This window comes from Kitasatospora sp. NPDC006697 (genome assembly GCF_042869935.1).
GTDB lineage: Bacteria > Actinomycetota > Actinomycetes > Streptomycetales > Streptomycetaceae > Kitasatospora.
This window is the reverse complement of record NZ_JBIAGU010000008.1, coordinates 231,728-255,566: the sequence shown is the minus strand read 5'-3', so window position 1 is coordinate 255,566 and position 23,839 is coordinate 231,728. Positions and strand designations below refer to the sequence as shown.

Annotated in this window: 26 protein-coding genes; 17 read left to right on the top strand and 9 right to left on the bottom strand. The window is 73.4% G+C overall.

Translation table 11 applies throughout. The annotated features are described in order from the left end of the window. Positions 1-22: 22 nt before the first annotated feature. Positions 23-2,392, bottom strand: a complete 2,370-nt coding sequence (locus ACFYNO_RS14110; RefSeq protein WP_388010668.1) for an immune inhibitor A domain-containing protein — start codon at positions 2,390-2,392, stop codon at positions 23-25. Between the two features lie 248 nt (positions 2,393-2,640). Here ACFYNO_RS14110 and ACFYNO_RS14105 point away from each other — a divergent pair, with 248 nt between their 5' ends. From ACFYNO_RS14105 to ACFYNO_RS14085, 5 genes are all read left to right on the top strand, one after another. Continuing rightward, positions 2,641-3,771: a calcium:proton antiporter gene (locus ACFYNO_RS14105; RefSeq protein ID WP_388010665.1), complete on the top strand. Its 1,131-nt coding sequence runs from the start codon at positions 2,641-2,643 to the stop codon at positions 3,769-3,771. A 50-nt stretch (positions 3,772-3,821) separates the two neighbouring features. Beyond that, positions 3,822-4,583: a VOC family protein gene (locus tag ACFYNO_RS14100; protein ID WP_388010662.1), complete on the top strand. Its 762-nt coding sequence runs from the start codon at positions 3,822-3,824 to the stop codon at positions 4,581-4,583. Between the two features lie 140 nt (positions 4,584-4,723). Beyond that, positions 4,724-5,506, top strand: a complete 783-nt coding sequence (gene nagB, locus ACFYNO_RS14095; RefSeq protein ID WP_388010659.1) for a glucosamine-6-phosphate deaminase — start codon at positions 4,724-4,726, stop codon at positions 5,504-5,506. 128 nt (positions 5,507-5,634) lie between these two features. After that, complete coding sequence (locus tag ACFYNO_RS14090) at positions 5,635-5,979, top strand: ArsR/SmtB family transcription factor (RefSeq protein WP_388010770.1); 345 nt, start codon at positions 5,635-5,637, stop codon at positions 5,977-5,979. After that, positions 5,976-6,167 (top strand): DUF6126 family protein, encoded by a 192-nt coding sequence (locus ACFYNO_RS14085; RefSeq protein WP_388010656.1) that lies wholly within the window; start codon positions 5,976-5,978, stop codon positions 6,165-6,167. The genes ACFYNO_RS14090 and ACFYNO_RS14085 overlap by 4 nt, the downstream gene beginning before the upstream one ends. 4 nt (positions 6,168-6,171) lie before the next feature. On the opposite strand, the gene ACFYNO_RS14080 is transcribed toward ACFYNO_RS14085, so the two are convergent. Then, positions 6,172-6,483: a hypothetical protein gene (locus ACFYNO_RS14080; RefSeq protein WP_388010653.1), complete on the bottom strand. Its 312-nt coding sequence runs from the start codon at positions 6,481-6,483 to the stop codon at positions 6,172-6,174. Positions 6,484-6,628: 145 nt separating this feature from the next. On the opposite strand from ACFYNO_RS14080, the gene ACFYNO_RS14075 reads away from it, so the two are divergent. Then, the gene (locus tag ACFYNO_RS14075) at positions 6,629-7,861 is read left to right on the top strand and encodes an NAD(P)/FAD-dependent oxidoreductase (RefSeq protein ID WP_388010650.1); all 1,233 of its coding nucleotides are present in this window, start codon (positions 6,629-6,631) and stop codon (positions 7,859-7,861) included. Positions 7,862-7,929: 68 nt separating this feature from the next. Here the strand turns inward: ACFYNO_RS14075 and ACFYNO_RS14070 are convergent, their stop codons facing one another. Next, positions 7,930-8,637, bottom strand: coding sequence for a hypothetical protein (locus tag ACFYNO_RS14070; RefSeq protein WP_388010647.1), 708 nt, complete (start codon positions 8,635-8,637; stop codon positions 7,930-7,932). A gap of 187 nt (positions 8,638-8,824) precedes the next feature. On the opposite strand from ACFYNO_RS14070, the gene ACFYNO_RS14065 reads away from it, so the two are divergent. The 3 genes from ACFYNO_RS14065 to ACFYNO_RS14055 are packed head-to-tail and all read left to right on the top strand — an operon-like array spanning position 8,825 to position 10,160. Next, positions 8,825-9,034: a hypothetical protein gene (locus ACFYNO_RS14065; RefSeq protein WP_388010644.1), complete on the top strand. Its 210-nt coding sequence runs from the start codon at positions 8,825-8,827 to the stop codon at positions 9,032-9,034. An 11-nt stretch (positions 9,035-9,045) separates the two neighbouring features. Next, on the top strand, positions 9,046-9,741 hold the full coding sequence (locus ACFYNO_RS14060) for a leucine-rich repeat domain-containing protein (protein ID WP_388010642.1): 696 nt from the start codon (positions 9,046-9,048) through the stop codon (positions 9,739-9,741). Positions 9,742-9,767: 26 nt separating this feature from the next. Beyond that, positions 9,768-10,160 carry a hypothetical protein gene (locus ACFYNO_RS14055; protein WP_388010639.1) on the top strand — a complete coding sequence of 131 codons (393 nt, stop codon included), beginning with the start codon at positions 9,768-9,770 and terminating at the stop codon, positions 10,158-10,160. Here the strand turns inward: ACFYNO_RS14055 and ACFYNO_RS14050 are convergent. Further along, positions 10,157-10,786 carry a TetR/AcrR family transcriptional regulator gene (locus ACFYNO_RS14050; RefSeq protein WP_388010636.1) on the bottom strand — a complete coding sequence of 210 codons (630 nt, stop codon included), beginning with the start codon at positions 10,784-10,786 and terminating at the stop codon, positions 10,157-10,159. The two genes, ACFYNO_RS14055 and ACFYNO_RS14050, sit on opposite strands and share 4 nt — an antisense overlap. A gap of 154 nt (positions 10,787-10,940) precedes the next feature. Here ACFYNO_RS14050 and ACFYNO_RS14045 point away from each other — a divergent pair, with 154 nt between their 5' ends. Next, the gene (locus ACFYNO_RS14045) at positions 10,941-11,342 is read left to right on the top strand and encodes a VOC family protein (protein ID WP_388010633.1); all 402 of its coding nucleotides are present in this window, start codon (positions 10,941-10,943) and stop codon (positions 11,340-11,342) included. 108 nt (positions 11,343-11,450) lie between these two features. Then, the gene (locus tag ACFYNO_RS14040) at positions 11,451-12,260 is read left to right on the top strand and encodes an alpha/beta fold hydrolase (RefSeq protein ID WP_388010630.1); all 810 of its coding nucleotides are present in this window, start codon (positions 11,451-11,453) and stop codon (positions 12,258-12,260) included. Here the strand turns inward: ACFYNO_RS14040 and ACFYNO_RS14035 are convergent. Continuing rightward, entirely contained in the window at positions 12,257-13,690 is a 1,434-nt protein-coding gene (locus tag ACFYNO_RS14035; RefSeq protein WP_388010627.1) for a CHAD domain-containing protein, read from the bottom strand. The two genes, ACFYNO_RS14040 and ACFYNO_RS14035, sit on opposite strands and share 4 nt — an antisense overlap. A gap of 112 nt (positions 13,691-13,802) precedes the next feature. Here ACFYNO_RS14035 and ACFYNO_RS14030 point away from each other — a divergent pair, with 112 nt between their 5' ends. Then, on the top strand, positions 13,803-14,408 hold the full coding sequence (locus ACFYNO_RS14030) for a hypothetical protein (protein ID WP_388010624.1): 606 nt from the start codon (positions 13,803-13,805) through the stop codon (positions 14,406-14,408). A gap of 21 nt (positions 14,409-14,429) precedes the next feature. On the opposite strand, the gene ACFYNO_RS14025 is transcribed toward ACFYNO_RS14030, so the two are convergent. Continuing rightward, positions 14,430-15,614 carry an ROK family protein gene (locus ACFYNO_RS14025; RefSeq protein WP_388010621.1) on the bottom strand — a complete coding sequence of 395 codons (1,185 nt, stop codon included), beginning with the start codon at positions 15,612-15,614 and terminating at the stop codon, positions 14,430-14,432. A gap of 210 nt (positions 15,615-15,824) precedes the next feature. Here ACFYNO_RS14025 and ACFYNO_RS14020 point away from each other — a divergent pair, with 210 nt between their 5' ends. Continuing rightward, positions 15,825-17,696, top strand: a complete 1,872-nt coding sequence (locus ACFYNO_RS14020; protein WP_388010618.1) for a ricin-type beta-trefoil lectin domain protein — start codon at positions 15,825-15,827, stop codon at positions 17,694-17,696. 90 nt (positions 17,697-17,786) lie between these two features. Here ACFYNO_RS14020 and ACFYNO_RS14015 read toward each other — a convergent pair whose 3' ends face one another. Both ACFYNO_RS14015 and ACFYNO_RS14010 read right to left on the bottom strand, forming a co-directional pair. Next, positions 17,787-18,617 carry a lysozyme gene (locus ACFYNO_RS14015; RefSeq protein ID WP_388010615.1) on the bottom strand — a complete coding sequence of 277 codons (831 nt, stop codon included), beginning with the start codon at positions 18,615-18,617 and terminating at the stop codon, positions 17,787-17,789. A 306-nt stretch (positions 18,618-18,923) separates the two neighbouring features. Continuing rightward, on the bottom strand, positions 18,924-19,382 hold the full coding sequence (locus tag ACFYNO_RS14010; protein WP_388010612.1) for a MarR family winged helix-turn-helix transcriptional regulator: 459 nt from the start codon (positions 19,380-19,382) through the stop codon (positions 18,924-18,926). Between the two features lie 128 nt (positions 19,383-19,510). On the opposite strand from ACFYNO_RS14010, the gene ribA reads away from it, so the two are divergent. The 3 genes from ribA to ACFYNO_RS13995 all read left to right on the top strand — a co-directional run bounded on the left by ribA (position 19,511) and on the right by ACFYNO_RS13995 (position 21,541). Continuing rightward, on the top strand, positions 19,511-20,176 hold the full coding sequence (ribA, locus tag ACFYNO_RS14005) for a GTP cyclohydrolase II (protein WP_388010609.1): 666 nt from the start codon (positions 19,511-19,513) through the stop codon (positions 20,174-20,176). A 17-nt stretch (positions 20,177-20,193) separates the two neighbouring features. Next, positions 20,194-20,691 (top strand): VOC family protein, encoded by a 498-nt coding sequence (locus tag ACFYNO_RS14000; protein ID WP_388010607.1) that lies wholly within the window; start codon positions 20,194-20,196, stop codon positions 20,689-20,691. A gap of 205 nt (positions 20,692-20,896) precedes the next feature. Then, a complete protein-coding gene (locus ACFYNO_RS13995; RefSeq protein WP_388010604.1) occupies positions 20,897-21,541 on the top strand; it encodes a histidine phosphatase family protein in 645 nt (214 codons plus the stop codon). Between the two features lie 8 nt (positions 21,542-21,549). Here the strand turns inward: ACFYNO_RS13995 and ACFYNO_RS13990 are convergent, their stop codons facing one another. Next, entirely contained in the window at positions 21,550-22,347 is a 798-nt protein-coding gene (locus ACFYNO_RS13990; RefSeq protein WP_388010601.1) for a DNA-formamidopyrimidine glycosylase family protein, read from the bottom strand. Positions 22,348-22,431: 84 nt separating this feature from the next. Between ACFYNO_RS13990 and ACFYNO_RS13985 the strand changes: the two genes are divergently transcribed. Continuing rightward, positions 22,432-23,820 carry an NADP-dependent succinic semialdehyde dehydrogenase gene (locus ACFYNO_RS13985; RefSeq protein WP_388010598.1) on the top strand — a complete coding sequence of 463 codons (1,389 nt, stop codon included), beginning with the start codon at positions 22,432-22,434 and terminating at the stop codon, positions 23,818-23,820. The last annotated feature ends 19 nt before the right edge of the window (positions 23,821-23,839 follow it).

The window sequence follows — 23,839 nt, the reverse complement described above, 5'->3', positions numbered from 1 at the left end:
TGGTACTACCGCCGTCCTCCGGTCACTTCACCGGCCTCACCCGGACCTTCGTCTCCAGGTAGTTGGAGCTCTCGTTCTGGATCTCGATGCTGGTGCCGGTGTCCGGCACGATCACGCTGTCGTACGGGTCGGTGGCGTCCCAGTAGCTGCGCTTGTGGTCGTTGAACTCGGTGACGCCCTTGCTGCGCGGGATCACCGTGAGCTGGTCGGCCTTGTGGAGTTCCAGGCCGGAGGTGCGGCGGGAGCCGAAGGTGGAGTCGTAGCCCTGCATCCGGGGGCGCATCAGGCTGCCGTCGGACCACTTGAGCGGGGCCGGGTGGGCGTCGATCGGCAGCACCAGGCCGTGGCCCGGGTGGACGCTGACGTTGTTGTCGGACTGCGAGCCGTCCCAGTACCAGAGCAGCAGGCCGGGCTGGTAGGCGTAGTGCTCGACCCAGTTCGGCCGGGCCGCGGAGCCGAAGTTGTACGGGCCGGTCTTCAGCGTCTCGTCGAAGGAGACCGGCTGGCGGTTCTCGGCCAGGTAGTACTGCGGGTAGTCCTGGGAGAACTTCCCGTTGATGATCGAGAAGCCCTTGGCCTGCCAGGCGCCGGCGCCGTTCTCGGCGCCGTCGGTGAAGACGGCGGCACCGTCCGCCGTGACGCTGATGTCATCGAGCGCCAGGCCGCTGTAGTGCAGGCCGCCGTCGGTGGTGTTGTGGAAGCGGAGCTTGACCGGCTTCCCCGCGTACGCGTCCAGCGGGTAGGCCAGGTCGCCCCACTTCTTGGCGTTGCCGGTCAGGCCGGCCTTGTTGCCGTTGTTGCGGGGGATCGCGGTGCCGTCGAAGGTGCCGTCCAGGACGGTCCAGGTGCTGCCGCCGTCCGCGGAGACCTCGGCGTAGCCGTAGTCGTAGTCCTGCTCCAGGTCGTACCAGCCCTTGGCCTTGAGCACGGCGCTCTGCCTGCCCGTCAGGTCGACGTCCCGGGTGAGGGTGACGTCGAGGTTGTCGGCCGCGCCGCTCCACCACTCGCCGGTGCCCGCGAAGGGCGTGTTGATGTCGGTGGTGACGGTCTTCTTCGGCAGGTCGACGACCAGGCCCTGCGGGAGCTTGGTGTGGTACTCCACCGGGCCGAGGCGGTGGGTGGAGTCCTTGCCGGCCTGCGCCTTGTCGTACGTGAGCCAGCCGAGCTGGAGCTTGCTCCAGACGTCCAGGTCGTCGGGCAGGTCGCCGATCGAGTCCTTGCCGGTGCCCAGCCAGGAGCCGGAGCTCATCAGCGACCAGAAGCCGACCGAGTTGTCGTTGGGGCCCTGGGTGTCGTAGAGGTCGGGCAGGCCGAGGTCGTGGCCGTACTCGTGGGCGAAGACGCCCAGGCCGCCGTTCTCCGGCTGCATGGTGTAGTCGCCGACCCAGTAGCCGCTGGTGCCGATCTGCACACCGCCGCGCTTGTTGCCCTCGGGGCCGGTGACGCCGGCGTCCGAGCCGTGCACGTAGGAGCGGTGGGCCCACAGGGCGTTGGCGCCCTGGACGCCGCCGCCGGCCGACTGGTCCTCGCCGGCGTGCACGATCTGGAAGTGGTCGATGTAGCCGTCGGGCTGGTTGAAGTTGCCGTCGCCGTGCGAGCCGTAGCGGTCCCAGGTGTCGTACTCGGCGAGGTTGGCCTTGATGTCGGCGTCCGAGCGGCCCTTGGCCTGCTGGTCGGCGACCCAGGCGTTCAGCGCGTCGGCGATCAGGTCCTGGGCGTTGGCGCAGATGTGCGCGCCGCAGTAGTCGGAGCCGTAGCGGGCCTCGTTCCACGGCACCCGGACCCAGTCGCTGACCTGGCCGTCCACCGAGTAGCGGCCGGAGGACTGCTTCTCGTAGTAGGTCTTCAGGGAGGGCTTGTCGCCGGCGAAGTACAGGTCCTGGTAGTGCTGCCGGGAGTAGTCGGCCTGCCAGGCGGTGGAGTTGTTTGTGGCGCGGTCGGGGGCGGCGATCTGGTTGTGCGCCGGGCCGGGGGTGCCGCCGTACTTCGGCGTGCCGTCGGGCATCTTGGTGGTGCTGTCCACCTGGTCGCCGAAGTCCACCAGGATGGTGAAGATCTTGTCGGTCCGCTCGCGGGAGAGCTCGACGTACTTGTCGCGGCCCAGCTTCACGCTGCGGCTGGAGCCGTGCTGCTCGACGTCGGCGGTGCCGGCCAGCAGCTGCTCGGTGGCGGCGCGCTGCTCGGCGGTGGCCTTGCCGGTGTAGGGGCCCGGCAGGTCGTGGTCGACCCGGGCGGCCTGCGCGGTGTCCGCGGGGTCCACCACGGCGGGGGCGCCGGCCGGGGCGCCGGCGGTGCCGGCGGCTATCGCGGTGCCGGGCAGCAGGACCAGCCCGACGGCAGTGGCCAGCGCGGTCCCCACGGCGGTGGCCGTGGTCTTGATGGGTGTCTTCAACGTGGGTGACGTCCTCCCTGGACCGGGGCATGCCCGTGGGATGCACGGTCAGACCCGGTAAAACAACATGCCAAGTTGAAGACATAGTTGACCCAAGGATTGGCAAAAATGAAAGACCTTGACCGCGCCATGCCCGCCCACTAGGCTCCACGCCCCGCGTGCCATGACGCCCCCTCAGCCGTACCCCCCATCGACAGCCAGGTCCTATATGCACCATTTCTGACGATCCGTCTGTCAGGATCGTCCTGATGACCGACAAGCTGACCGCCCTGTTGAGCCGGTGGACCGTCCTGGTCCCACCGCTGGCCGTGCTGCTGCTGGCCCTGGTCTGGGGCCGCTCGCTGCCCGCCGCCGTGGCCGCGGTGGCGGGGCTGGCCCTGGTGGGCGGGGTGCTGGCCGCCGTGCACCACGCCGAGGTGGTGGCGCACCGGGTCGGCGAGCCGCTGGGCTCGCTGGTGCTGGCGGTGGCGGTGACGGTGATCGAGGTCGCACTGATCGTCACCCTGATGGCCGACAACGGCACCAAGAACGCCACCCTGGCCCGGGACACCGTCTTCGCCGCCGTGATGATCACCTGCAACGGCATCGTCGGCCTCTGCCTGCTGGTCGGCGCGCTGCGCACCCGGGTCGCCGTCTTCAACCCGGAGGGCACCGGCGCGGCCCTGGCCACCGTCGCCACCCTGGCCACCCTCAGCCTGGCGCTGCCCACCTTCACCACCAGCACCCCGGGGCCGCGCTTCTCCCCCACCCAGCTGACCTTCGCCTCACTGGCGGCCGTGGTGCTCTACGCGCTCTTCGTGGCCACCCAGACGGTCCGCCACCGGGACTACTTCCTCCCGCCCGACCTCGGCGGCGGCCCGCTGGAGAGCGAGCCGCGCGGCGAGGGCGGCGGCGCGGACGGCGACCACGCCGAACGCCCGTCCGCCCGGGCCGCCGGCGCCGGCCTGGCGCTGCTGCTGGTGGCGCTGATCGCGGTGGTCGGACTGGCCAAGACCGTCTCGCCGAACATCGAGACGGCGCTCACCTCGGCCGGCCTGCCCTCCTCGGTGATGGGCGTGGTGATCGCGTTGCTGGTGCTGCTGCCGGAGACCATCGCGGCGGTCCGCGCGGCCCGCCGCGACAAGGTGCAGATCGGCCTCAACCTGGCGCTGGGCTCGGCGATGGCCAGCATCGGGATGACCGTCCCGGCCGTCGCGCTGGCCTCGGTCTGGCTGAGCGGGCCACTGGTGCTCGGCCTCGGTGCGACCCACCTGGTGCTGCTGGCGCTGACCGTCGCGATCGGCACCCTGACCGTGATCCCCGGCCGGGCCACCCCGCTGCAGGGCGGGGTGCACCTCTCGGTGCTGGCCGCCTACGTGGTCCTGGCCGTCAGCCCCTGACCACCCCTCAGCCGGCCCGCCCGGGGCCGCCCGACACCCCTGGAGCTCCCATGACCAAGATGACCGGCTACCGCGAGGGCGTCCCGTGCTGGGTCGACCTCGTCACCACCGAACCCGAGCGGGCGATCGCCTTCTACCGGGCGCTGTTCCACTGGGAGTACACCGACACCGGCGAGGCGGGCGGCCACTACCGGCTGGCCTCGCTGCGCGGCAGCCTGGTGGCCGGGCTCTCGCCGGAGCCGACCGCCAGCCGCTCGCAGTGGATCACCTACCTGGCGGCCGAGGACATCGACGCGGTGGCCGCCCGGATCCGGGACGGCGGCGGCGAGGTGCTGCTCGGCCCGCTGGACGTGCTGGACCAGGGCCGGATGGCGATGGCCAAGGACCCGGCCGGCGCGCTCTTCGGCCTCTGGCAGGCCGGGGCGCACGGCGGCTCCGAGCTGGTCAACGAGCCGGGCGCCTTCACCTGGAACGAGAACCTCTCCACCGACCCCCGGGCGGCCCGCAGCTTCTACTTCCAGGTCTTCGGCTACGAGTACGACCAGGTGCCGGGCCTGGACTACTCGGTGATCAAGCTGCACGGCGGCCCGATCGGCGGCATCGGCGACCAGCCGGCGATGATCCCGCAGGGCACCCCGTCGTTCTGGAACACCTACTTCCACGTCTCCGACACCGACATGACGGCGGCCCGGGTGGCCGAGCTGGGCGGGCAGATCGCGGTGCCGCCGACCGACTCCCCCAACGGCCGGATGGCGGTGCTCCGGGACGACACCGGGGCCGCCTTCTGCGTCATCGCCCCGCCGCGCGGCTGACCCTCCGGCGCCCTCCCGCACCCTCCCGCACCCCGGATCCGGCCTGCCCGGATCCGGGTTTCGGCGCGGCAGCCCGGCGCGGTAAACTCGGAAGGATTGGTCTAGACCTCTACATACACGCTTTCGGACGGTGGGTCAAGATGGAGATTGTGATCGTTCCCGACGCGGCAGCGGGCGGTGAGCTGATCGCCACGGCGATCGCGGACCTGTTCACCCGCAAGCCCGACGCGCTGCTCGGCGTGGCCACCGGCTCCACGCCGCTGCCGATCTACCGGGCCCTGGAGGCCAAGGTGCAGGCGGGGACCCTCGACGTCTCGCGGGCCCGGGTCTGCCAGCTGGACGAGTACGTCGGCCTGCCCGAGGGCCACCCCGAGTCCTACCGCGAGGTGCTGCTGCGCGAGGTGCTGCAGCCGCTCGGCATCGCCGGCGACCGCTTCATCGGCCCGGACGGCTCGGCCGAGGACATCGCCGCCGCCGCGATCGCCTACGACCAGCAGCTGGCCGCCGCCGGCGGCGTGGACCTGCAGCTGCTGGGCATCGGCACCGACGGCCACATCGGCTTCAACGAGCCCTGCTCCTCGCTCGCCTCGCGGACCCGGATCAAGACCCTGACCGAGCAGACCCGGGTGGACAACGCCCGGTTCTTCGACAGCCTGGACGAGGTCCCGCACCACGTGCTGACCCAGGGCATCGGCACCATCCTGGAGGCCCGCCACCTGGTGCTGCTGGCCACCGGCGCGGCCAAGGCCGAGGCGGTCGCGCAGACCGTCGAGGGCCCGCTCTCCGCCCTGGTGCCCGCCTCGGCGCTGCAGCTGCACCCGCACGCCACCGTGGTGGTGGACGAGGCGGCCGCCGCCCACCTCAAGCTCGCCGACTACTTCCGCGCCACCTACGCGGCCAAGCCGTCCTGGCAGTCGATCTGACGCACCGCCGGTCCGGCCGCCACGGGCACCGGCTCCGGCCGGTGCCCGTTTCGCGATCATCGACTTGAAGAATTCTTCAATTTCATTGGATGATGACCGCGACCAGATCCACCCCGGGAGGAGTCGCGGTGCCGGTTCCGCTCTACCAGGCCAAGGCGGAGTTCTTCCGCACCCTCGGCCACCCCGCCCGGATCCGGGTGCTCGAACTGCTCCAGGACGGGCCGCGCCCGGTCCGCGAGCTGCTGGAGCGGATGGAGATCGAGCCGTCCAGCCTCTCCCAGCAGCTGGCGGTGCTGCGCCGCAGCAACCTGGTGACCGCCACCCGCGAGGGCAACACCGTGGTCTACGCGCTCAGCACCCCGGACGTCGCCGAACTGCTGCGCGCCGCCCGCCGCATCCTCACCGAGGTGCTGACCGACCAGGGCACCCTGCTCGCCCAGCTGCGCGAGCCCGCCCCGCGGGCCGCCCGGTGACCGCCCCCACCCCGGAGGAGAACGTGGAGCAGTCCGCGAGCACGACCACCCCCGTGGACGGCACCGTCCGCGACGAGAAGAGCAAGCGGAAGGCGGCGCTGATCCGCGCCGCCATCTACATCGCCGGTACCCACTTCTTCGCGTTCTTCGTGATGCTCCTCTTCTACCTGGGCGGCCACCGCCACTGATCCGCTAGTGCGCCGGTCGGCGGTGCCTGCCCGCTCCCGTTCCCACGCCCGCGCCGCGCGCCGGGTGCTCCGGCCGCTCGGTGAGCAGCCGGGCGGTGATCACCAGGATCGCCAGCACCGTCAGCCCCCAGAAGACCGCGAAGAGGGCCACCACCCAGGTGGTCTCCACCTGGTAGCCCACCAGGCCGAGCCCCATCGACGCGCCGATCATGATCAGCACCGTCCGGGGCTGGACGTGCCACACCGCGTCCAGGATGTCGTGCCAGGGGTGCGGCTTCGCCGCCCGCCGGTCCGCATTCCGCTGCACCGTCGTCATCGAACGACCTCCTAGGCCGGGCGTTGGTCGGACTACTCCATCCTGCGCCCGGCGGCGTGTGAGTGCGCGCCCGCATGGGGAGTGACTGCTGGGAGTGCCCGTTCCGGGCACGCAGCGCATCCGGACGTCCCCGCTAGGAGCACGCATGACCAGCAGAAACGCCGCCCATGTGATCGTCGGGGCGAGCCTCGCCGGGGCCAAGGCCGCCGAGGCCCTGCGGAACCAGGGCTACCGGGGGCCGCTGGTCCTGATCGGCACCGAGGCCGACTTCCCCTACGAGCGGCCACCGCTCTCCAAGGGCTACCTGTCCGGCAAGGACGGCCGCGAGAAGATCTTCGTCCACCCCGAGGAGTGGTACGCCGAGCAGCAGATCGACCTGCGCCTGGGCACCACCGTCACCGCGATCGACCGCGACGCGCACGAGGTCGAGCTGGCCGACGGCAGCCGGATCGCCTACGCCAAGCTGCTGCTCACCACCGGCGCCTCGCCCCGTCGCCTGCCGGTCCCCGGCGCCGAGCTGGCCGGCGTCCACTACCTGCGCACCGTGCAGGACAGCGACGCGCTGCGCGAGCTGTTCGCCTCGCCCAAGCGGCTGGTGGTGGTCGGCGCCGGCTGGATCGGGCTGGAGGCCACCGCCGCCGCCCGCGAGGCCGGCCTGGAGGTGACCGTGCTGGAGGCCGCCGAGCTGCCGCTGCTGCGGGTGCTGGGCCGCGAGGTCGCGGAGGTCTTCGCCGACCTGCACCGCGCGCACGGCGTGGACCTGCGTTTCGGCGTCCGGATCGAGTCCTTCGAGGGCGGCGCGGACGGCCGGGTCTCCGGCGTCCGGCTGGCCGACGGCACGGTGGTCCCGGCCGACGCGGTGCTGGTCGGCATCGGCGCCGCCCCCAACACCCAGCTGGCCGAGGCCGCCGGCCTCCCGGTCCGGGACGGCGTCCTGACCGACTCGGCCCTGTGCACCGCCGACCCCGACGTCTTCGCGGCCGGCGACGCGGCCCGCGCCGAGCACCCGCAGTACGGCACGGCGATCCGCGTCGAGCACTGGGCCAACGCGCTCAACCAGCCGCAGACCGCCGCCAAGTCGATGCTCGGCGAGGACGCGGTCTACGACCGGATCCCGTACTTCTACACCGACCAGTTCGAGCTGGGCATGGAGTACGTCGGCTACGTCGAGCCGGACGGCTACGACCGCGTGGTGTTCCGCGGCGACGTGCCCGGCAAGGAGTTCATCGCCTTCTGGACCAAGGACGGCCGAGTGCTGGCGGGCATGAACGTCAACATCTGGGACGTCACCGACCCGATCCGCGAGCTGGTCCGCTCCGGCCGGCCGGTCGACCTGGACCGCCTGGCCGACCAGAGCGTGCCGCTCGGCGAGGTCTGACGGACCGACGGCTGACGGCTGACGGCTGACGCCCGGTCGGTTCCCCGACCGGGCGCCGCCGCACCGGCTCACTCCGAGTCGTCGGGATCGGCGGGCGCCGCCGTGTCCTTGAGACCGAGCTTCGCCTCGGCGGTGGTCCAGTCGGCGGCGATCGCCTGCTGGGCCGCCGCGAGGGTGATCTGGTTCTTGCAGAGCGCGGTGTGCAGGTGCGTCTCCACCGAGTCCTTGGGGTTGTTGGGCCCCTTGCCGGGCACGTGGCCCGGGGAGGCGGGCTCGACCCAGAGGTTGCGCGCGTCGTTCGGGTCGCCGCCGAGCTGCAGGCTGATCAGGTGGTCGTACTCGGCGTCGCCCATCGGCCCGGTGTAGCCGTAGGACTTGGCGTTCTCGGTCTTCTCCTTGTTGGTCACGTTGACCGGCGGCCGGATCGTGGAGGTGTAGCCCCCGGGGCGGCAGATGGTGTCCTTGAGGTTGTCCTGGGTGACCGCCGGGCTGGTCGCTCCCGGGGTGCAGGCCGGGTCCGGCAGCGGCTGGCCGGCCGTGGTGAACCGGTAGTGGCAGCTGCTCGCCGCGGGCTGCGCGGCCGCCTGGTAGCCGTTCTGCGGCCCGGCCCCGACCGGTATCACCGGGTGCCCGCCGGCCGGGGTGGCCGCGTCGGCGCCCTTGTTCTTCGCGCCGCCGCCGCTCGGGCCGCAGCCGGTGAGCAGGGTCAGTGCGGTGGCCGCGGCGAGCAGGGCCGCGGCGGTGGTACGCCTGGTTCGGCGGCTGGTGGTCGTCACCGGGTTTTCCCTTCCTTCGTGCTGACGCCCCGGCAGCCGAGCCGGGGCCGTCCGGGACGATCGTCCCAGGTGCGCCGCTGCGGCTCCCGGCGATCGTCCGAAAGCGGAATATGCCACCACGGATCGGCTACAGTCGATCCGCCGCGCGCAAGGCGGCCGATGTGATGATCACAACGGGGGGCAGTGCATGGCCGGGGGATCCGACGGCTACCGCGTCAACCTGGACGCCCTGGACCGGGTGACCGGCCACCTCGGCCAGGTCTCCTCGGACCTGGCGACCGCGAACACCGACTACACCGCGGCGCTCTGCCACCCGGCGAGCGCCTTCGGGGAGTTCGACATGGACCGGGCCGCGCTGATCGGACTGCGGCGGCGGAGCCCGGGACCGGCCGCCTAGTGGATCACACGGTGAACCTCTGGCGCGCGGGGCTGACGGCCGTTCCCGAGGCGGTCTGGGAGCAGCCCGAGGTGTCGGTGCTGATCCTCGCCGACAACGAGCTGACCGAGCTCCCCGCCCGGATCGCCGGCCTCCGGCAGCTGCGCACCCTGGACCTCGGGCACAACGCCCTGACCGACCTGCCCGCGCTCCCGGACGTCGGCGACTTCCTCTACCTGCACGACAACCGGCTCGCCGAACTGCCCGACTCGCTCGGCGGCCTGGCCCGGCTGCGCTACCTCAACGTGGGCGAGAACCGGCTGACCGCGCTGCCGGAGACCATCGGCGGCCTCGCCGCACTGATCGAGCTGCGCGCCCAGCAGAACCTGCTGACCCGGTTGCCCGCCTCGATCGGCCGGCTCACCCGGCTGCGCGAACTCCTGCTGCGCGGCAACCGGCTGACGGCCCTGCCGCCCGGGCTCGCCCGGCTCACCGAGCTGCGCCACCTGGAGCTGCGCGAGAACGCCCTGGCCCGCATCCCCGCCTGCCTGGCCGGCCTCCCCCGGCTGCGCCACCTGGACCTGCGGTCCAACCGGATCACCAGCCTGCCCGACTGGCTGCTCGGGCTGCCCGCCCTGGAGAAGCTGGACCTGCGCTGGAACCCGCTCACCCCGGCGCCGGCCCTGGTGGCCGGACTCGAGGCGCGCGGCTGCGTGGTGCTCGGCTGACGCGGCCGTCAGCGGGCGGTCCCAGGGTGACCGGTGACACCGGTGACACCGGCTACGCCGCGGCGCGAGCCGAGGCCGACCGCCGCCGCGGCCTCCCGGAGGGCACCGGGGAGGACGTACGCTCGCTCGCCCTGCACGACACCCCGCCGGCGCCGGCCGCCGAGTTCCCGGCCCACCACCAGCGCGCCCAGTCCGCGGCCCCGTTCGGCGAGCCCTGGCCGCCGACCGCCTGGCCCGAGGCCCCGACCCGCTTCCTGGTGGCCCGCGACGACCGCTTCTTCCCGCCCGCGTTCCCGCGCCGCACCGTCACCGACCGCCTCGGCGTCGAGCCCGACGAGATGCCGGGCGACCACTGCCCGATGCTCGCCCACCCGGTGGAACCGGCCGACCGGCTGGAGGGCTACCGCAAGCCGCTCTAGGAGCGCAGCAGTTCACCGACCGCCAGCAGGGTGCGCTCCTCCAGCAGGCGGCGGTCGGCCGCGGGCAGCTCGCGCAGCGGGCCCTGGCCGGTGAGCACCGCCGTCCCGTGCACGGCCGACCAGATGGGGTACTCGAGGCCGGGGCGGCGGGCCGGGGCGAGGACGCCGGCGGTGACCAACTCGTCCAGGGCGGCGCGCAGTCGGCCGAGCGGGGTGCCGTCGTCGCCGTCCCCGGCCCGGGCGTAGGCGTGCTGCTGCGGCAGGGCGAAGGCGGTGGCGAAGAGGCCGGGTTCCTGCTCGGCGAAGGCGAAGTAGGCGGTGCCGACCGCGCGCAGGCGGGCGCCGGCCGCCGCCGGGTCGCCGTACCCGCCGGGGACGGCGGCCATGCCCTCGGCCATCCGGTCGGCGAGCCGGGCGATGGCCGCGGCGCAGACGGCGGCGAGCAGTTCGTCCCGGTCGGCGAAGTGGCGGTAGGCCGCGTTGGGCACCACGCCGACGATCCGGGTGGCCTCGCGCAGCACCACGGCCTCGGGGCCGCCGGCCCGGGCGAGCTCCAGCCCGGCCGCGACCAGCCCGTCGCGCACCGCCCCGCGCGGCCGGCGCCGCGATTCCGCCTCTGGGGTCATGCGAGCAGGATAGCAAGAAGTGGACGCCGTCCACTTCCCTCGCCAATGGCGCCCGCGAGCGCGGGTAGGATCGGAGGCACGGCGCCGCGTGTCGGTCACCGACCGGGTGAGGCATGGAGGCGCCCGTGAGATTGCCCCTGGAGGCATTCCACACATGTCCGTCGAACTGAACCACACCATCGTCCACTCCCTGGACAACCGCGAGTCCGCCGAGTTCCTGGCCCGCATCCTCGGGCTCGAAGTCGGCGCCGCCTGGGGCCCGTTCATCCCCGTCGCCACCGCCAACGGGGTCACCCTGGACTTCGCGACCATCCCGGCCGAGTCCATCGTCATGCAGCACTACGCCTTCCTGGTCTCGGACCAGGAGTTCGACGCCGCCTTCGCCCGCATCCGGGAGGCCGGCCTGAGCTACTACGCCGACCCGCACTTCAAGCAGCCGGGCGAGATCAACCACCACCACGGCGGCCGCGGCGTCTACTTCCTCGATCCGGCGGGCCACGGGATGGAGATCCTCACCCGACCGTACGGCAGCCACCCGGAGCCCTTCCGGGGCTGATCCGGAGCCGTTCCGGAGCTGATCCGGGTCCGCGGGGAGCGGAATCTCCCGCAGGGGGAGGTCCTACGGTCTGACCGGCAGCACGCCGAACAGCCGAAAGGACCGATCATGACGACCTTCCTCCTGGTGCCCGGACTCTTCATGGGCGGGTGGGCCTGGAGCTCCGTGGCCGCCGAACTGAAGGCGCGCGGGCACCGGGCGGTCCCGCTCACCCTCCCGGGCCTCGACAGCGGCGATGCCGAGCAGGCCGAGCACGCCGCGCAGGCCGAGCACGCCGAGGACGCCCGGCAGCCCCGCGACACCGGGGGCGCCGCGGCGATCGGCCTCACCGAGCACATCGAGGCCGTCGCCGCGGCGCTCGCCGCCGAGCAGGGGAGCGTGGTGCTGGTGGCGCACAGCTACGGCAGCTTTCCGGCCATCGCCGCCGCCGAGCGCCTGATCGACAAGGTCGAGCGGGTGGTCTTCGTGGACACCGGCTTCCCCGAGTCCGGCGAGGCGGTGACCACCACCATGCCGCACCTGCTGGGCCTCGCCGAGGGTGACGTGCTGGCGGTCCCGGCCGGCATCGACGCCGTCCACGGCGTGCCGGAGGAGGAGTTGGCGCGGTACCGCCGCCTGGCCGCCCCGCAGCCGTTCCGGACCGTCACCGAGCCGATCGAGCTGACCGGCGCCTGGCGCGCCCTGCCCACCACGGGCATCTTCTGCCTCGCCAACGGCCTCAACCTGGAGCTGGCCCGCTCCCTGCACGCCACCGGCGCCCCGCGGTTCGCCAAGCTCGCCGAACCGGGCGTCACCTACGCCGAACTGAACACCGGCCACTACCCGATGCTCTCCACCCCGCAGGAGCTGACCGAGGCCCTGGTGCAGGCGGCGGCCGGCCGCGGCGTGGACCTCTGGGGCAAGCCGGTCGGCTGCTAACCGGCACCCGGTACGCACAGCTTGTGCTTCCGGGCCCGCCGCCAGGCCTCCGGCGTGTCCGCCAACGCCGCCTCGGCCAGGGGACGTTGGGCCGCGTACAGCCGCCCGTAGTCGAAGGCCGCCCGCGCCGGGAGCCCCGGCGCGGCGGCCAGCTCCGGCAGCAGCCGCTCGGCGACCACCGCGTCCTGGTAGGCGCCGAGCGTCTGCTGCAAGCCGTGCAACCGGCTGGCCAGCCGGTCGGCGCCCGCCAACTCCGCCGCGTACCTGCCCCGCTTGGCGGCCTTGCGGGCCGCGTGCAGGGCCTCGTCCCGCTCCGGCCCGGGCGGCAGGGCGAGCGCGGCGTCCAACCGCCGACCGGTGCGCCGCTGTTCGCGGCGGAGCAGCCGCTCCAGCTCGGCCCGCCCGTGCCGGCCCCCGCGCTCCGCCCGGCGGCGCAGCGGTGGCTCGGCGGCCAGCCGCTCGACGGCGGCGAGCAGGGCGAAGTACCGCTCGCTCTGCTGCACTTCGCGCACCTCTGCGGCGGCGCGCGCGTACCGCTCGCGGAACGCCTCCGCCAGCAGGCCGGCCGACGGCCCGTCACCCGCCGCCGCCACCAGCCGCTCCCCGGTGGTCTCGGCATCCCGCGCCACCCCCAACACCCGCCCGAGCCAGCGCAGTTCCTCCGACACCCCGTCATCCCGCCGCAGCCAGCGCCGCCCCGCCGCGAGGGCACTGCGCAGGCGCCGGGCGCAGACCCGCATCCGGTGCACCGAGTCGGCCTCGTCCCGCCGCACCGCGCCGTCCAGCGCCAGGAGTTGGGCGCACTGGGCGCGCAGGTAGGCGGTCAGCGCGGCGCCGGCCGAGCCGGGGCGCGGGGCGGGCGGCTCGGGCGGGCGGAAGCCGGGCACCGGATCGCCCGTGCCCGGCGCCAGGCCCTGGGCGCGCAGCCGGCCGTCGAGTTCCCTGAGCAGCCGCCGCTTTCCGCGCAGCAGCCGGAGCTCCGTCCGGTCCCACCCGCTCACCTGCCCGGTGCCGAGGAGCTGGGCCGTGGCCTCGGTCCGGTCGAGCCGGGCCAGCGGCCGGCGCCGCCGGTCGAGCAGCACGGTGCGGTGGCGGTGCCCGCCGATCCGCAGCACGGGGTGCAGGGGGCGTCCACCGGTGTAGGCGCGGACCAGCTCGCCGAGCTCCGCCGGCACCGCGCCGGCGTCGGGCGCCCGGTGCTCGGTGCCGTCGGGCAGGGTGAGCAGCCAGCCGCGGGCGGAGTCGGCGCGGTGCTGCAGCGCGCCGCCGTGGGCGAGCAGCCGCAGGTCGGCGGTGTCCCAGCAGACCTGCAGCAGATCGCCGGGGTCGAGCCGGACCACCTGCTCGACCTTCGCCAGTCCCCGCGCACGCACCGGCCGCTGCGGCACGCCCTGGTAGCGCACCGCACGCCGAGCGGATTCAACAGTCATGCTCCCCAGCTTCCCGCTTTGCCGCCCCGCATGCACCCCGCCCCTGTGCGCCGCCGCCCCCGCCTGGCATGATGCGGGCGCAGCAGCGCAGCACCGGACGGGGGACGCGACCATGAGGCCTGCCGACGCACACCCGGAGCGCGCCCGGCGGCACAGCGCCGGCGCCCACCGCTCCCCCGGGTTCGCCGCCTTCCTGCTGCTCACCGCCCTGCTGCTCACCGGCGGCGCGGTCGCCACCGCCTGGTGGGGCGGCGCCAACCTCGGCTACGCGGCCCGGCTGACCGGCACCCCCGGTGTCTTCACCGTCGAGCACTGCGTGACCACCGGGACGGGCAAGCACCGGACGACCAGTTGCACCGGCACCTTCCGGGCCGACGACGGCCGGGTGCTGCCGGCCGACCCGGTGCAGGACGGCAGCCTGCACCCCGGCCGGCGGGTGCGGATGCAGGCCGAGGGCGCCGATCTGCACGAGACCGGCGTGGCGCCGATCGCGGGCTGGTGCATCGCGCTCGCCTTCGCGGTGGCGATGCTCTCGGGCGCGGCACAGCTGCTGGTGCTCGGCGTCGACGCGGGGGCGCCGCCGCTCGGCGCCCGGCTGCGGCGGGTGCTCTGGCCGGCCCGGGTCCGCTCGGCGGTCAGCGCGGCCGGCGCGGGCGCCCTCGGCGTGGCGATGGCCGCGGCCGCGGTCTTCCTGATCGCCCACCTGGCCGGCTGGTAGCCGGCCGAGCGGCCCGGCTCGCTACCCGACGCCGCCGCCGCTGAGGAACCGCTCCACCCAGAGCGTCGCCGCGCCGCGCGCCACCGCGTCCGAGCCCAGCTCGCCCAGCACGATCCGCGCCTGCGAGAACGGGTGCCGCAGCGCGTGCCGGGCGGCCGCCTCCCGGATCCGGGGCAGCATCTCGGCGCCGAGCAGCAGCCCGGCCCAGCCGCCGAGCACGATCAGCTCGGGGTTGACCAGGTTGATCAGGTTGCCCAGGCCGATCCCCAGGTACTCGGCCGCCTCGTCCAGGGTCTTGCGGGCCGCCGGCGCCGCGGGGTCGTCGAGCATCGCGGCCAGTGCCGCCTCCTCGCCCACCGCCGGTTCCAGGCCGCCGAGTTCGCGGTAGCGGTCGACCAGCGCGCCGGCCCCGACGTAGGCCTCCAGGCAGCCGGAGGAGCCGCAGCGGCAGGCCCGCCCGCCGGCCTGCACGGTGGTGTGGCCCCACTCGCCGGCGCTGCCGCCGACGCCCCGGTAGGGCGCGCCGTCCAGCACCAGCGCGGCGCCGACGCCGGAGCCGAGCAGCGCGATCACGGCGGTCCGGGCGCCCCGGCCGGCGCCGAACCAGAGTTCGGCCTGGCCCATGGTGGTGGCACCGTTGTCGATCAGCACCGGCAGCTCGGTGAACTCCCCGATCAGCCGGACCAGCGGCACCGCGCGCCAGCCGGTGGTCTGGCCGTGCACCAGGGTCTCGGCGCCGTGCTCGACCACCCCGGGCACGCCGATGCCGAGGCCGAGCAGCGGCGCGGTGGCCTGGGCGCTGACCACCGCCAGGCCCTCGGCGAGCGCGGCCAGGGTGGCGGCCGGGTCGTGCTGACCCGGCGTCAGGGGCACCTCCACCCGGGCCCGTTCGGTGAGGTCGAGGTCGAACAGCTCGACCCGGACCCGGGTTTCGCCGATGTCCACGCCGACCACCTGCCGGGCGCCCGGGTCCACCCGCAGCAGCACCCGGGGGCGGCCGCCCTCGGAGCCGAGGGTGCCGGCCTCGACCAGCAGACCGTCCTCGATGAGTTCACCGGTCACCGTGCTGACGGCGCCGGGGCTCAGCCGGGTCTCGTTGATCAGGTCCTGCCGGGCCAGCGGTCCGTGGAACCAGAGCCTGCGCAGCAGCACGCCGCGGTTGGCGCGACGCAGGTCGCGGACGGTCTGCGGCGGCTGCACAGCCATCGGGCGCAGCCTCCTTCCGGGGTTGTCGATCAGGACCGAGCGATTCGGTGGGCGCCAGTCTGCCGGACCGGCCGGGGTGCGCGCACCCTTGACGGGGTGTTCGCATCCTCAGTTTAATCGCGTCGAAAAGAAACGGGCACCGCCCGCTCTCCGGGTCCCCTCCCTGCCCTGCCCCTCAACGCCCTTCCCCCATGCGAGAGGCAGCACCCCATGCGCATCAGATCCGCCCCGGCCACCCGCCTGGGCGCCGTCCTCGGGACCGCCGCCCTGGCCGCGACCGCACTCCTCGGCGCACCGGCGCCGGCCGCCTCGGCCGCCACCGGACAGGTCGCCGTCTGGCTGACCAGCACCAACGACTCGGGCGGCCGCAACGTCGTCCAGGGCCTGGCCCAGCAAGCCGCGATCCCGCTCAACTCCGGTACGGGCACCGGAGGTCAGACCATCACGGTGAACGAGAACACCCGCTACCAGCAGTTCACCGGCGCGGGCGCCTCCTTCACCGACACCGCCGCCTACCTGCTGAACTCCAGCGGCGCGCTCAGCAGCACCACTCGCGACCAGGTGATGCGCAACCTCTTCGACCCGGTCAACGGCATCGGGCTGGACTTCCTGCGCAACCCGATGGGCGCCTCCGACCTGGCCCGCTCCAACTACACCTTCGACGACCTGCCGGCCGGCCAGACCGACCCCTCGCTCAACAGCTTCTCCATCGCCCACGACCTGGTCGACGTCCTGCCGTTGACCAGGCAGGCCCGCCAACTCAACCCGCAGCTCAGCGTGATGGCCACCCCGTGGACCGCACCGCCGTGGATGAAGGACAGCGGCGCCTACAGCCAGGGCTGGCTGCAGTCGCAGTACTACGCCGCCTACGCCCAGTACTTCGTCAAGTACCTCCAGGCCTACCAGGCCAACGGCGTGCCGGTGAACTACGTGACCGCGCAGAACGAGCCCACCTGCTGCGCGGGCTACCCGTCGATGCAGTGGAACGGCTCCGGCCTGCACTACTTCATCGGCACCGACCTGCTACCCGCGCTGCACGCGGCCGGGCTCTCCACCAAGGTCCTTGCGCTGGACTGGAACTGGGACCAGTACGCCGGCTACGCCCAGCCCACGGTGGACGACGCGGCGATCCGCAACGACCCGCTGTTCGGCGGCATGGCCTGGCACGGCTACGGCGGCGACGTCTCCGAGCAGACCACGGTGCACAACCAGTACCCGGGCCTGGACGCCTTCGACACCGAGCACTCCGGCGGCACCTGGATCGCCGACCAGCAGCGCGAGGACATGCTGAACATCATCGACTACACCCGCAACTGGGGTAAGTCGGTGGTCAAGTGGTCGCTCGCGGTGGACCAGAACATGGGCCCGCACAACGGCGGTTGCGGCACCTGCACCGGCCTGGTGACGGTGCACAACGGCGACTCGCGCAGCGGCCAGGTGGACTACACCGTGGAGTACTACGACCTCGGGCAGCTCACCAAGTTCGTGAAGCCGGGCGCCTACCGGATCGACTCCACCGCCAACACCGCTGTGCCGAACGTTGCCTGGCTCAACCCGGACGGCTCCAAGGCGCTGGTGGCGTACAACGACAGCGGCAGCTCGCAGAACCTGCGGGTCAACTGGGGCTCGCAGAGCTTCTCCTACCAGCTGCCCGCGCACACCACGGCCACCTTCACCTGGGGCGGCACCCAGTCCTCGACGCCCACCGGCGCGATCACCGGCTACGGCGGCAAGTGCGCGGACGTGGCGGGCGCCAGCTCCGCCAACGGCACGGCGGTCCAGCTCTACGACTGCAACGGCACCGCCGCCCAGCAGTGGACGGTGCCGGGCGACGGCACCCTGCGCGCCCTCGGCAAGTGCCTGGACGTGGCCAACGGGGACACCGCCAACGGCTCGCAGACCCAGCTCTACGACTGCAACGGCACCGCGGCCCAGCAATGGACGGCGAGCGGCGGCCAGTTGGTCAATCCGCAGTCCGGCCGCTGCCTGGACGCCACCGGCCCGAGCTCGGCCAACGGCACCAGGCTGCAGCTCTGGGACTGCACCGGCGCCGCCAACCAGAAGTGGACGCTGCCGAGTTGATGAGGAGGGCGGGGTGCGGGCCGGCGCCCGCACCCCGCCCGTCATCAGTCCGTCAGACCGTCAGCCGGCCAGGACCTGGAGCCCGGACCGTCAGCCGGCCAGGGCCTGCAGCCGGTCCAGGGCGCCGTTGAAGTAGTCCTGGTCGCCGGGGAAGGTGCCGGAGTCCGCGTACTGCCAGAAGGTCTGGTAGGACCAGCCGTTGGGCAGGGTGCCGACCGAGCTGCTGTACCGGGCGATCCACAGCGGGTTGGTGGCGCCGAAGCCGCCGTTGTTGCCGGTGCAGGTGGTCCACCAGTCGGTGGTGGTGTAGATGGTCGGGTAGCGGCCGGTCAGGCTGTGCACGGTGTTGCTGAAGCTGGCGATCCAGCTGACCATCGCGCTCTGGCTCAGGCCGTAGCAGGTGGCGCCGTAGGGGTTGTACTCGATGTCCAGGGCCGGCGGCAGGGTCTTGCCGTCGGCGGACCAGCCGCCGCCGTGGTTGACGAAGTAGGTCGCCTGGGTGGCCCCGCTGGAGGCGTTCGGCAGCGCGAAGTGGTAGGCGCCGCGGATCATCCCGGAGTTGTAGGAGCCGTTGTACTGCTGGGCGAAGTACGGGTTGGTGTAGCCGGTGCCCTCGGTCGCCTTGACGTAGGCGAAGGCGCTGCCGTTGGCCTTGGCCGTCGACCAGGCGACGTTGCCCTGGTAGCTGGAGACGTCCATGCCACGGGTCTGGGTGACCAGCGGGGCCAGCCCGCCGGCCGGGCGGCCCTCGTGCGCGACGACGGTCGAGCCGGCGAAGTCCTGGTCCGGGTGGCTGGGCACGAAGCCGTGGCTGTCGGCGGCGGCCTGGGCCGGCGCGGCGGCGGTGGCCGCGAGCAGCAGGGCGGAGAAGGCGGTGGCGCCGAGGGCGCCGAGGCGGGAGAGCCGGGGAGTGCGGAACATGGTCGCTCCTTGTGGCCTGGCAGGGATGAGTACCACATGTGCGAGTGCAGGGAGAGCGCGCGGCACGTCGTCGGCTGGGAGCTGCCGATGGATTCCAATCATTGGCATGACCGCGCCCGTGGAGCGTAGCGGCCAACCCCGGTGCGCCGCTAGACGGTTGGGGCCGCTCGCGGCAGAAAACCCCCACCAGGACCCGCGTAGACCAGACCGGGCCACCCCTCGTTCACCGGGCCGCTACGCGCGTTGACCGATCGCCGGTGAATCCGCACAACCGGTGGGCCCGCCGCCGGACAGCCTGACGGCGCATCAGCGCAGTCGGCGCGCCACCTCGCCCAGCGCCTGCGCGACCACCGCCAGCTGCTCGCGGTCCAGCACGTCGATCAGCGCCTCCCGGACCGCCGCCACGTGCCCCGGCGCCGCCTCGCGCAGCGCGTCCATGCCCTGGTCGGTGAGGTAGGCGAAGACCCCGCGCACATCACTGGGACAGGACCGCCGTCCGACCAGCCCCGCCTTCTCCAGCTGGGCGACCTGGTAGGTCAGCCCGCTCTTGGAGGTCACCAGCCGGTCGGCCAGCTCGGCCATCCGCAGCGCGCGGCCGGGGGCGGCGGAGAGGTGCACCAGGATCTCGTACTGCATGTGCGAGAGGCCGGCGTCGTCCTTCAGCTGCTGCTCCAGGCGGCGGCCCACCAGGTTGCTCGCCGCGAGGAAGCCGCGCCAGGCCGCCATCTCCTGCTCGTCCAGCCACCGGGGCTCCACCTCTGCCATGCCGCCAGTCTAACGCGGTTGTTCAAATTTGAAGCGCGGTGTACTGTCACCGGAGCCGCATTCAAATTTGAACTACTCACATCCCGTCCCACCGCTCCTGCCACTCCAGTCACCCGACGGAGGCCCCCGTGACCCACCAGCTCAGCACCGTCCCGCACCAGCAGCCCGCCCCCGCCCGGATCCGCACCCGGGTCACCGTGCCGCTGCGGTTCGGCGACGGCTACGCGGTGGACGCCGAGTTCATCACCTTCCACGACCTCGCCGACGGCGCCGAGCACCTGGCGCTCGGCCTGGGCGACCCGTCCGCCGCCGCGGTCCCGCTGGTCCGGCTGCACTCCGAGTGCCTGACCGGCGACGTCTTCGGCTCCGCCCGCTGCGACTGCGGCCCCCAGCTGCGCGAGGCCGTGCAGCGGATCGCCGAGCACGGCGGCTACCTGCTCTACCTGCGCCAGGAGGGCCGCGGCATCGGCCTCTACAACAAGCTCGACGCCTACCGCCTACAGGACGCCGGCCTGGACACCTACGCGGCCAACGCGGCCCTCGGCCTCCCCGAGGACGCCCGCGACTACACCGCCGCCGCCCAGATGCTGCACGCTCTGGACGCCGCCCGGATCGACCTGCTGAGCAACAACCCCGACAAGGCCGCCCAGCTCGCCGCCCACGGCATCACCGTCGCCGACCGCACCCCCACCGGCGTGCACGCCTCCCCCAGCAACCTGCGCTACCTGCGCGCCAAGGTGAACGGCACCGCCGTCGCCCCCGCGCACGACCTGCTCCGCGGCCGCCTGGCCTGACCGAAGGATCGATCCACATGCCCGTCCGCCGCCTCAACCACGCCGTCCTCTACATCCGCGACGTCGCCACCTCGGTCGCCTTCTACACGGACGCGCTCGGCTTCAAGGTGTCCGCCGAGATCCCCGGCCGCGCCGCCTTCCTCAGCGCCGACGCCTCCCTCAACGACCACGACCTCGGCCTCTTCGCCATCGGTGCCGGCGCCCCCGGCCCCCAGCCCGGCCGGGTCGGCCTCTACCACCTCGCCTGGGAGGTCGGCACCCTCGCCGAGCTCGCCGAGATCGGCCAGTCCCTCCGCGACCGCGGCGCCCTGGTCGGCGCCTCCGACCACGGCGTCTCCAAGTCCTTCTACGCCCAGGACCCGGACGGCAACGAGTTCGAGGTCATGTGGCGCGTCCCCCGCGAGGACTGGCCCACCTCCACCGACGTCCGCCCCGGCGCCCTCGACCTCCAAGCCGCCATCACCCGCTGGGGCGCCGACCGTCCCACGGGCGCGGCGGCCGGATCGGCGACCTGACGGGGCGTCAGGGCCGAGCGGAGCAGGTGGGGGATGCGCTCGGCCCGTCGGACATCAGGTGCACCTGGCCGAAGCCGATGCTTGCCGTGACCGTCGTCGCCCTGCTCTACTCGCACCCCGGTGAGCGCGGACGCCGCCCGGGTGGCCGCGGCCTTCGCCGGGTGGAGCATGAGGGGACTGCGGCGCTCGTCGTGGCGGAACCAGGATGGTGAGGAACGGAATGGAGACCGGGGCGATGGCCACCCGCTACCTCTACCTGGTCCGGCACGGCGAGGCGCTGCCGGACGAGAGCGGGCTGTCGGAGAACGGACGCCGGCAGGCCACCCTGCTCGGCCGCCGGCTGGCGGAGCGTCCCATCGCGGTGGTGCACCACGGCCCGCTCCCCCGCGCCGCGCAGACCGCTCAGCTGATCGGCGAGCACCTGGACGGCGCCGCACTGCAGGTCTCGGAGGCCGCCGGGGACTACGTCCCGTACGTCCCGGAACGGGACGAACTGCCCTCCGACTCCGCCGACTTCCTGCTGCGCTTCGTCGCCGGGGCCCCCGCCGGGGACCGCGAACGCGGTCCGGCGCTGGCACGGCAGGCTCTGGCGCTGTTCACCGGCCCGGTCGCGGGTGACACGGAGCGCCACGAACTGGTGGTCACGCACAACTTCCTCGTCGGCTGGCTGGTGCGGCATGCCCTGGACGCCCCGTCCTGGCGCTGGCTCGGCCTCAACCAGGGCAACGCCGCGCTGACCGTCATCCGCTACGCGCCCGGTCGACCGGCCTCGCTGCTGGTCCACAACGACGTGCGGCACCTGACCGACGACCTGCGCTGGACCGGATTTCCCCCCGACTTCCGGGTGTAGACAGCCCCCTAACCCGCCACCGGCCCCCGCTGGCAGCGCGGGCACCAGTACGCCACCCGCTCGTACGGCGGCTCGCCCGCCGCGCCCGTGCGGATCGGGGTGCCGCAGCGCAGGCAGGGGCGCCCGGCGCGGCCGTAGACGTAGTGGCTGCGGTCCCGGCGCGGGTCGCCGGTGGTGGGGTGGCCGGGGCGGTGGCGGTTGGCGTGCAGCAGGTGCTGGGCCTTGGCGAGCAGCCGGGCCGGGTCGGGCAGCTCGCGCACGGCCGCCCAGGGGGTGACGCCGGCCAGGAAGCAGAGCTCGTTGGCGTAGACGTTGCCGATGCCGGCCAGGTTGCGCTGGTCCAGCAGCGCGGCGGCCACCTGCCGGCCGGGCGCGGCGGCCAGCCGGCGCAGCGCCTCCTCGACCGACCAGTCGGGGCCGAGCAGGTCGGGGCCCAGGTGGCCGAGGACCACGGCCTCGGTGGCGGTGGGGAACAGCTCGACCACCGGGAGGCGGTAGCCGACGGCGGTCTGCTCCGCGTTGCCCAGCACGGCGCGGATCTGGTGCGCGGGGCCGCCGGTCCAGCGCTCCCCCGTGCGGTAGACCTGCCAGCGGCCGTCCATCCGCAGGTGGGTGTGGAGCGTCAGGCCGCCCTCCAGCCTGGTCAGCAGGTGCTTGCCGCGCGGGCGCACCTCCAGGACCTGGCGCCCCGTCAACCGCGCGGTGGCGTGCGCGGGCACCCGCAGGTCGGCCGCGGTCAGCTCTCGGCCGGCCAGCGCGCGGTGCAACTGGTCGGCGACGTGGAAAACGGTGTCACCCTCGGGCATGTCCCAAGCATGCACCTGCCCCCTGACATGCCTAGGCTCGGCAGGGAGCGCCCCCACCCCACGCACCTGTCGAGGAGACCACCGATGGCCATCGCGACCGTGAACCCGGCGACCGGGCAGACCCTGCGGACCTTCGAGCCGTACTCGGAGGCCGCCGTCGAGCAGCGGCTGGCCCGGGCGGAACAGACCTTCGCGCAGTACCGGCTGACCGACTTCGGGCGCCGGGCGCAGCTGATGCACCGGGCGGCGGAGCTGCTGGACGCCGACCAGGAGACCATCGCCCGGCTGATGACCACCGAGATGGGCAAGCCGCTGACGGCGGCCCGCGCCGAGGCGGCCAAGTGCGCCAAGGCGATGCGCTGGTACGCCGACCGGGCGCCCGCGCTGCTCGCCGACGAGCACCCCTCGGCGGAGGACGTGGCGGACGCGGGCGCCAGCCGGGCGCTGGTGCGCTACCGGCCGCTGGGCGTGGTGCTCGCGGTGATGCCCTGGAACTTCCCGCTCTGGCAGGTCGTCAGGTTCGCCGCGCCGGCCCTGATGGCGGGCAACGTCGGGCTGCTGAAGCACGCCTCCAACGTGCCGCAGACCGCGCTCTACCTGGAGGACCTGTTCCGCGGCGCGGGTTTCCCGGACGGCTGCTTCCAGACCCTGCTGATCGAGTCCTCCCGGGTCGAAGCGGTGCTGCGCGATCGCCGGGTGGCCGCGGCGACCCTGACGGGCAGTGAGGGCGCGGGCCGCTCGGTGGCCTCGGTGGCGGGCGACGAGGTCAAGAAGACGGTGCTGGAGCTGGGCGGCAGCGACCCGTTCGTGGTGCTGCCCTCGGCCGACGTGGCGGCGGCGGCGCGCACCGCCGTCACGGCACGCGTGCAGAACAACGGGCAGTCCTGCATCGCGGCCAAGCGGTTCATCGTGCACCAGCAGGTGTACGGGGAGTTCCTGGAGGCCTTCACGGCGCGGATGCGGGCGCTGCGGGTCGGTGATCCGCTGCGGGAGGAGACCGAGGTGGGCCCGCTGGCCACGGCGCAGGGACGGGAGGAGCTGGCCGAGCTGGTGGCGGACGCGCTGGCGCTGGGTGCCACCGTCGAGTGCGAGGCGGAGGTGCCCGAGGGGCTGGGCGCGGGCTGGTACCACCCGCCGACGGTGCTCAGCGGCATCACCCCGCAGATGCGGATCCACCACGAGGAGGCCTTCGGCCCGGTCGCCACGCTCTACCGGGCCGAGGACCTGGACCACGCCGTGGCGCTGGCCAACGACACGCCGTTCGGGCTGAGCTCGAACGTCTGGACCACCGACCCGGAGGAGCAGGACCGGTTCATCCGCGACGTCCAGGCCGGCGGGGTCTTCTTCAACGGCATGACCGCTTCGCACCCGGCGCTGCCGTTCGGCGGGGTGCGCCGCTCGGGCTACGGGCGGGAGCTGTCCGGGCACGGTATTCGCGAGTTCTGCAACGTGACCACGGTCTGGATCTCCTGACGGGCGGTGGGACGGAAGG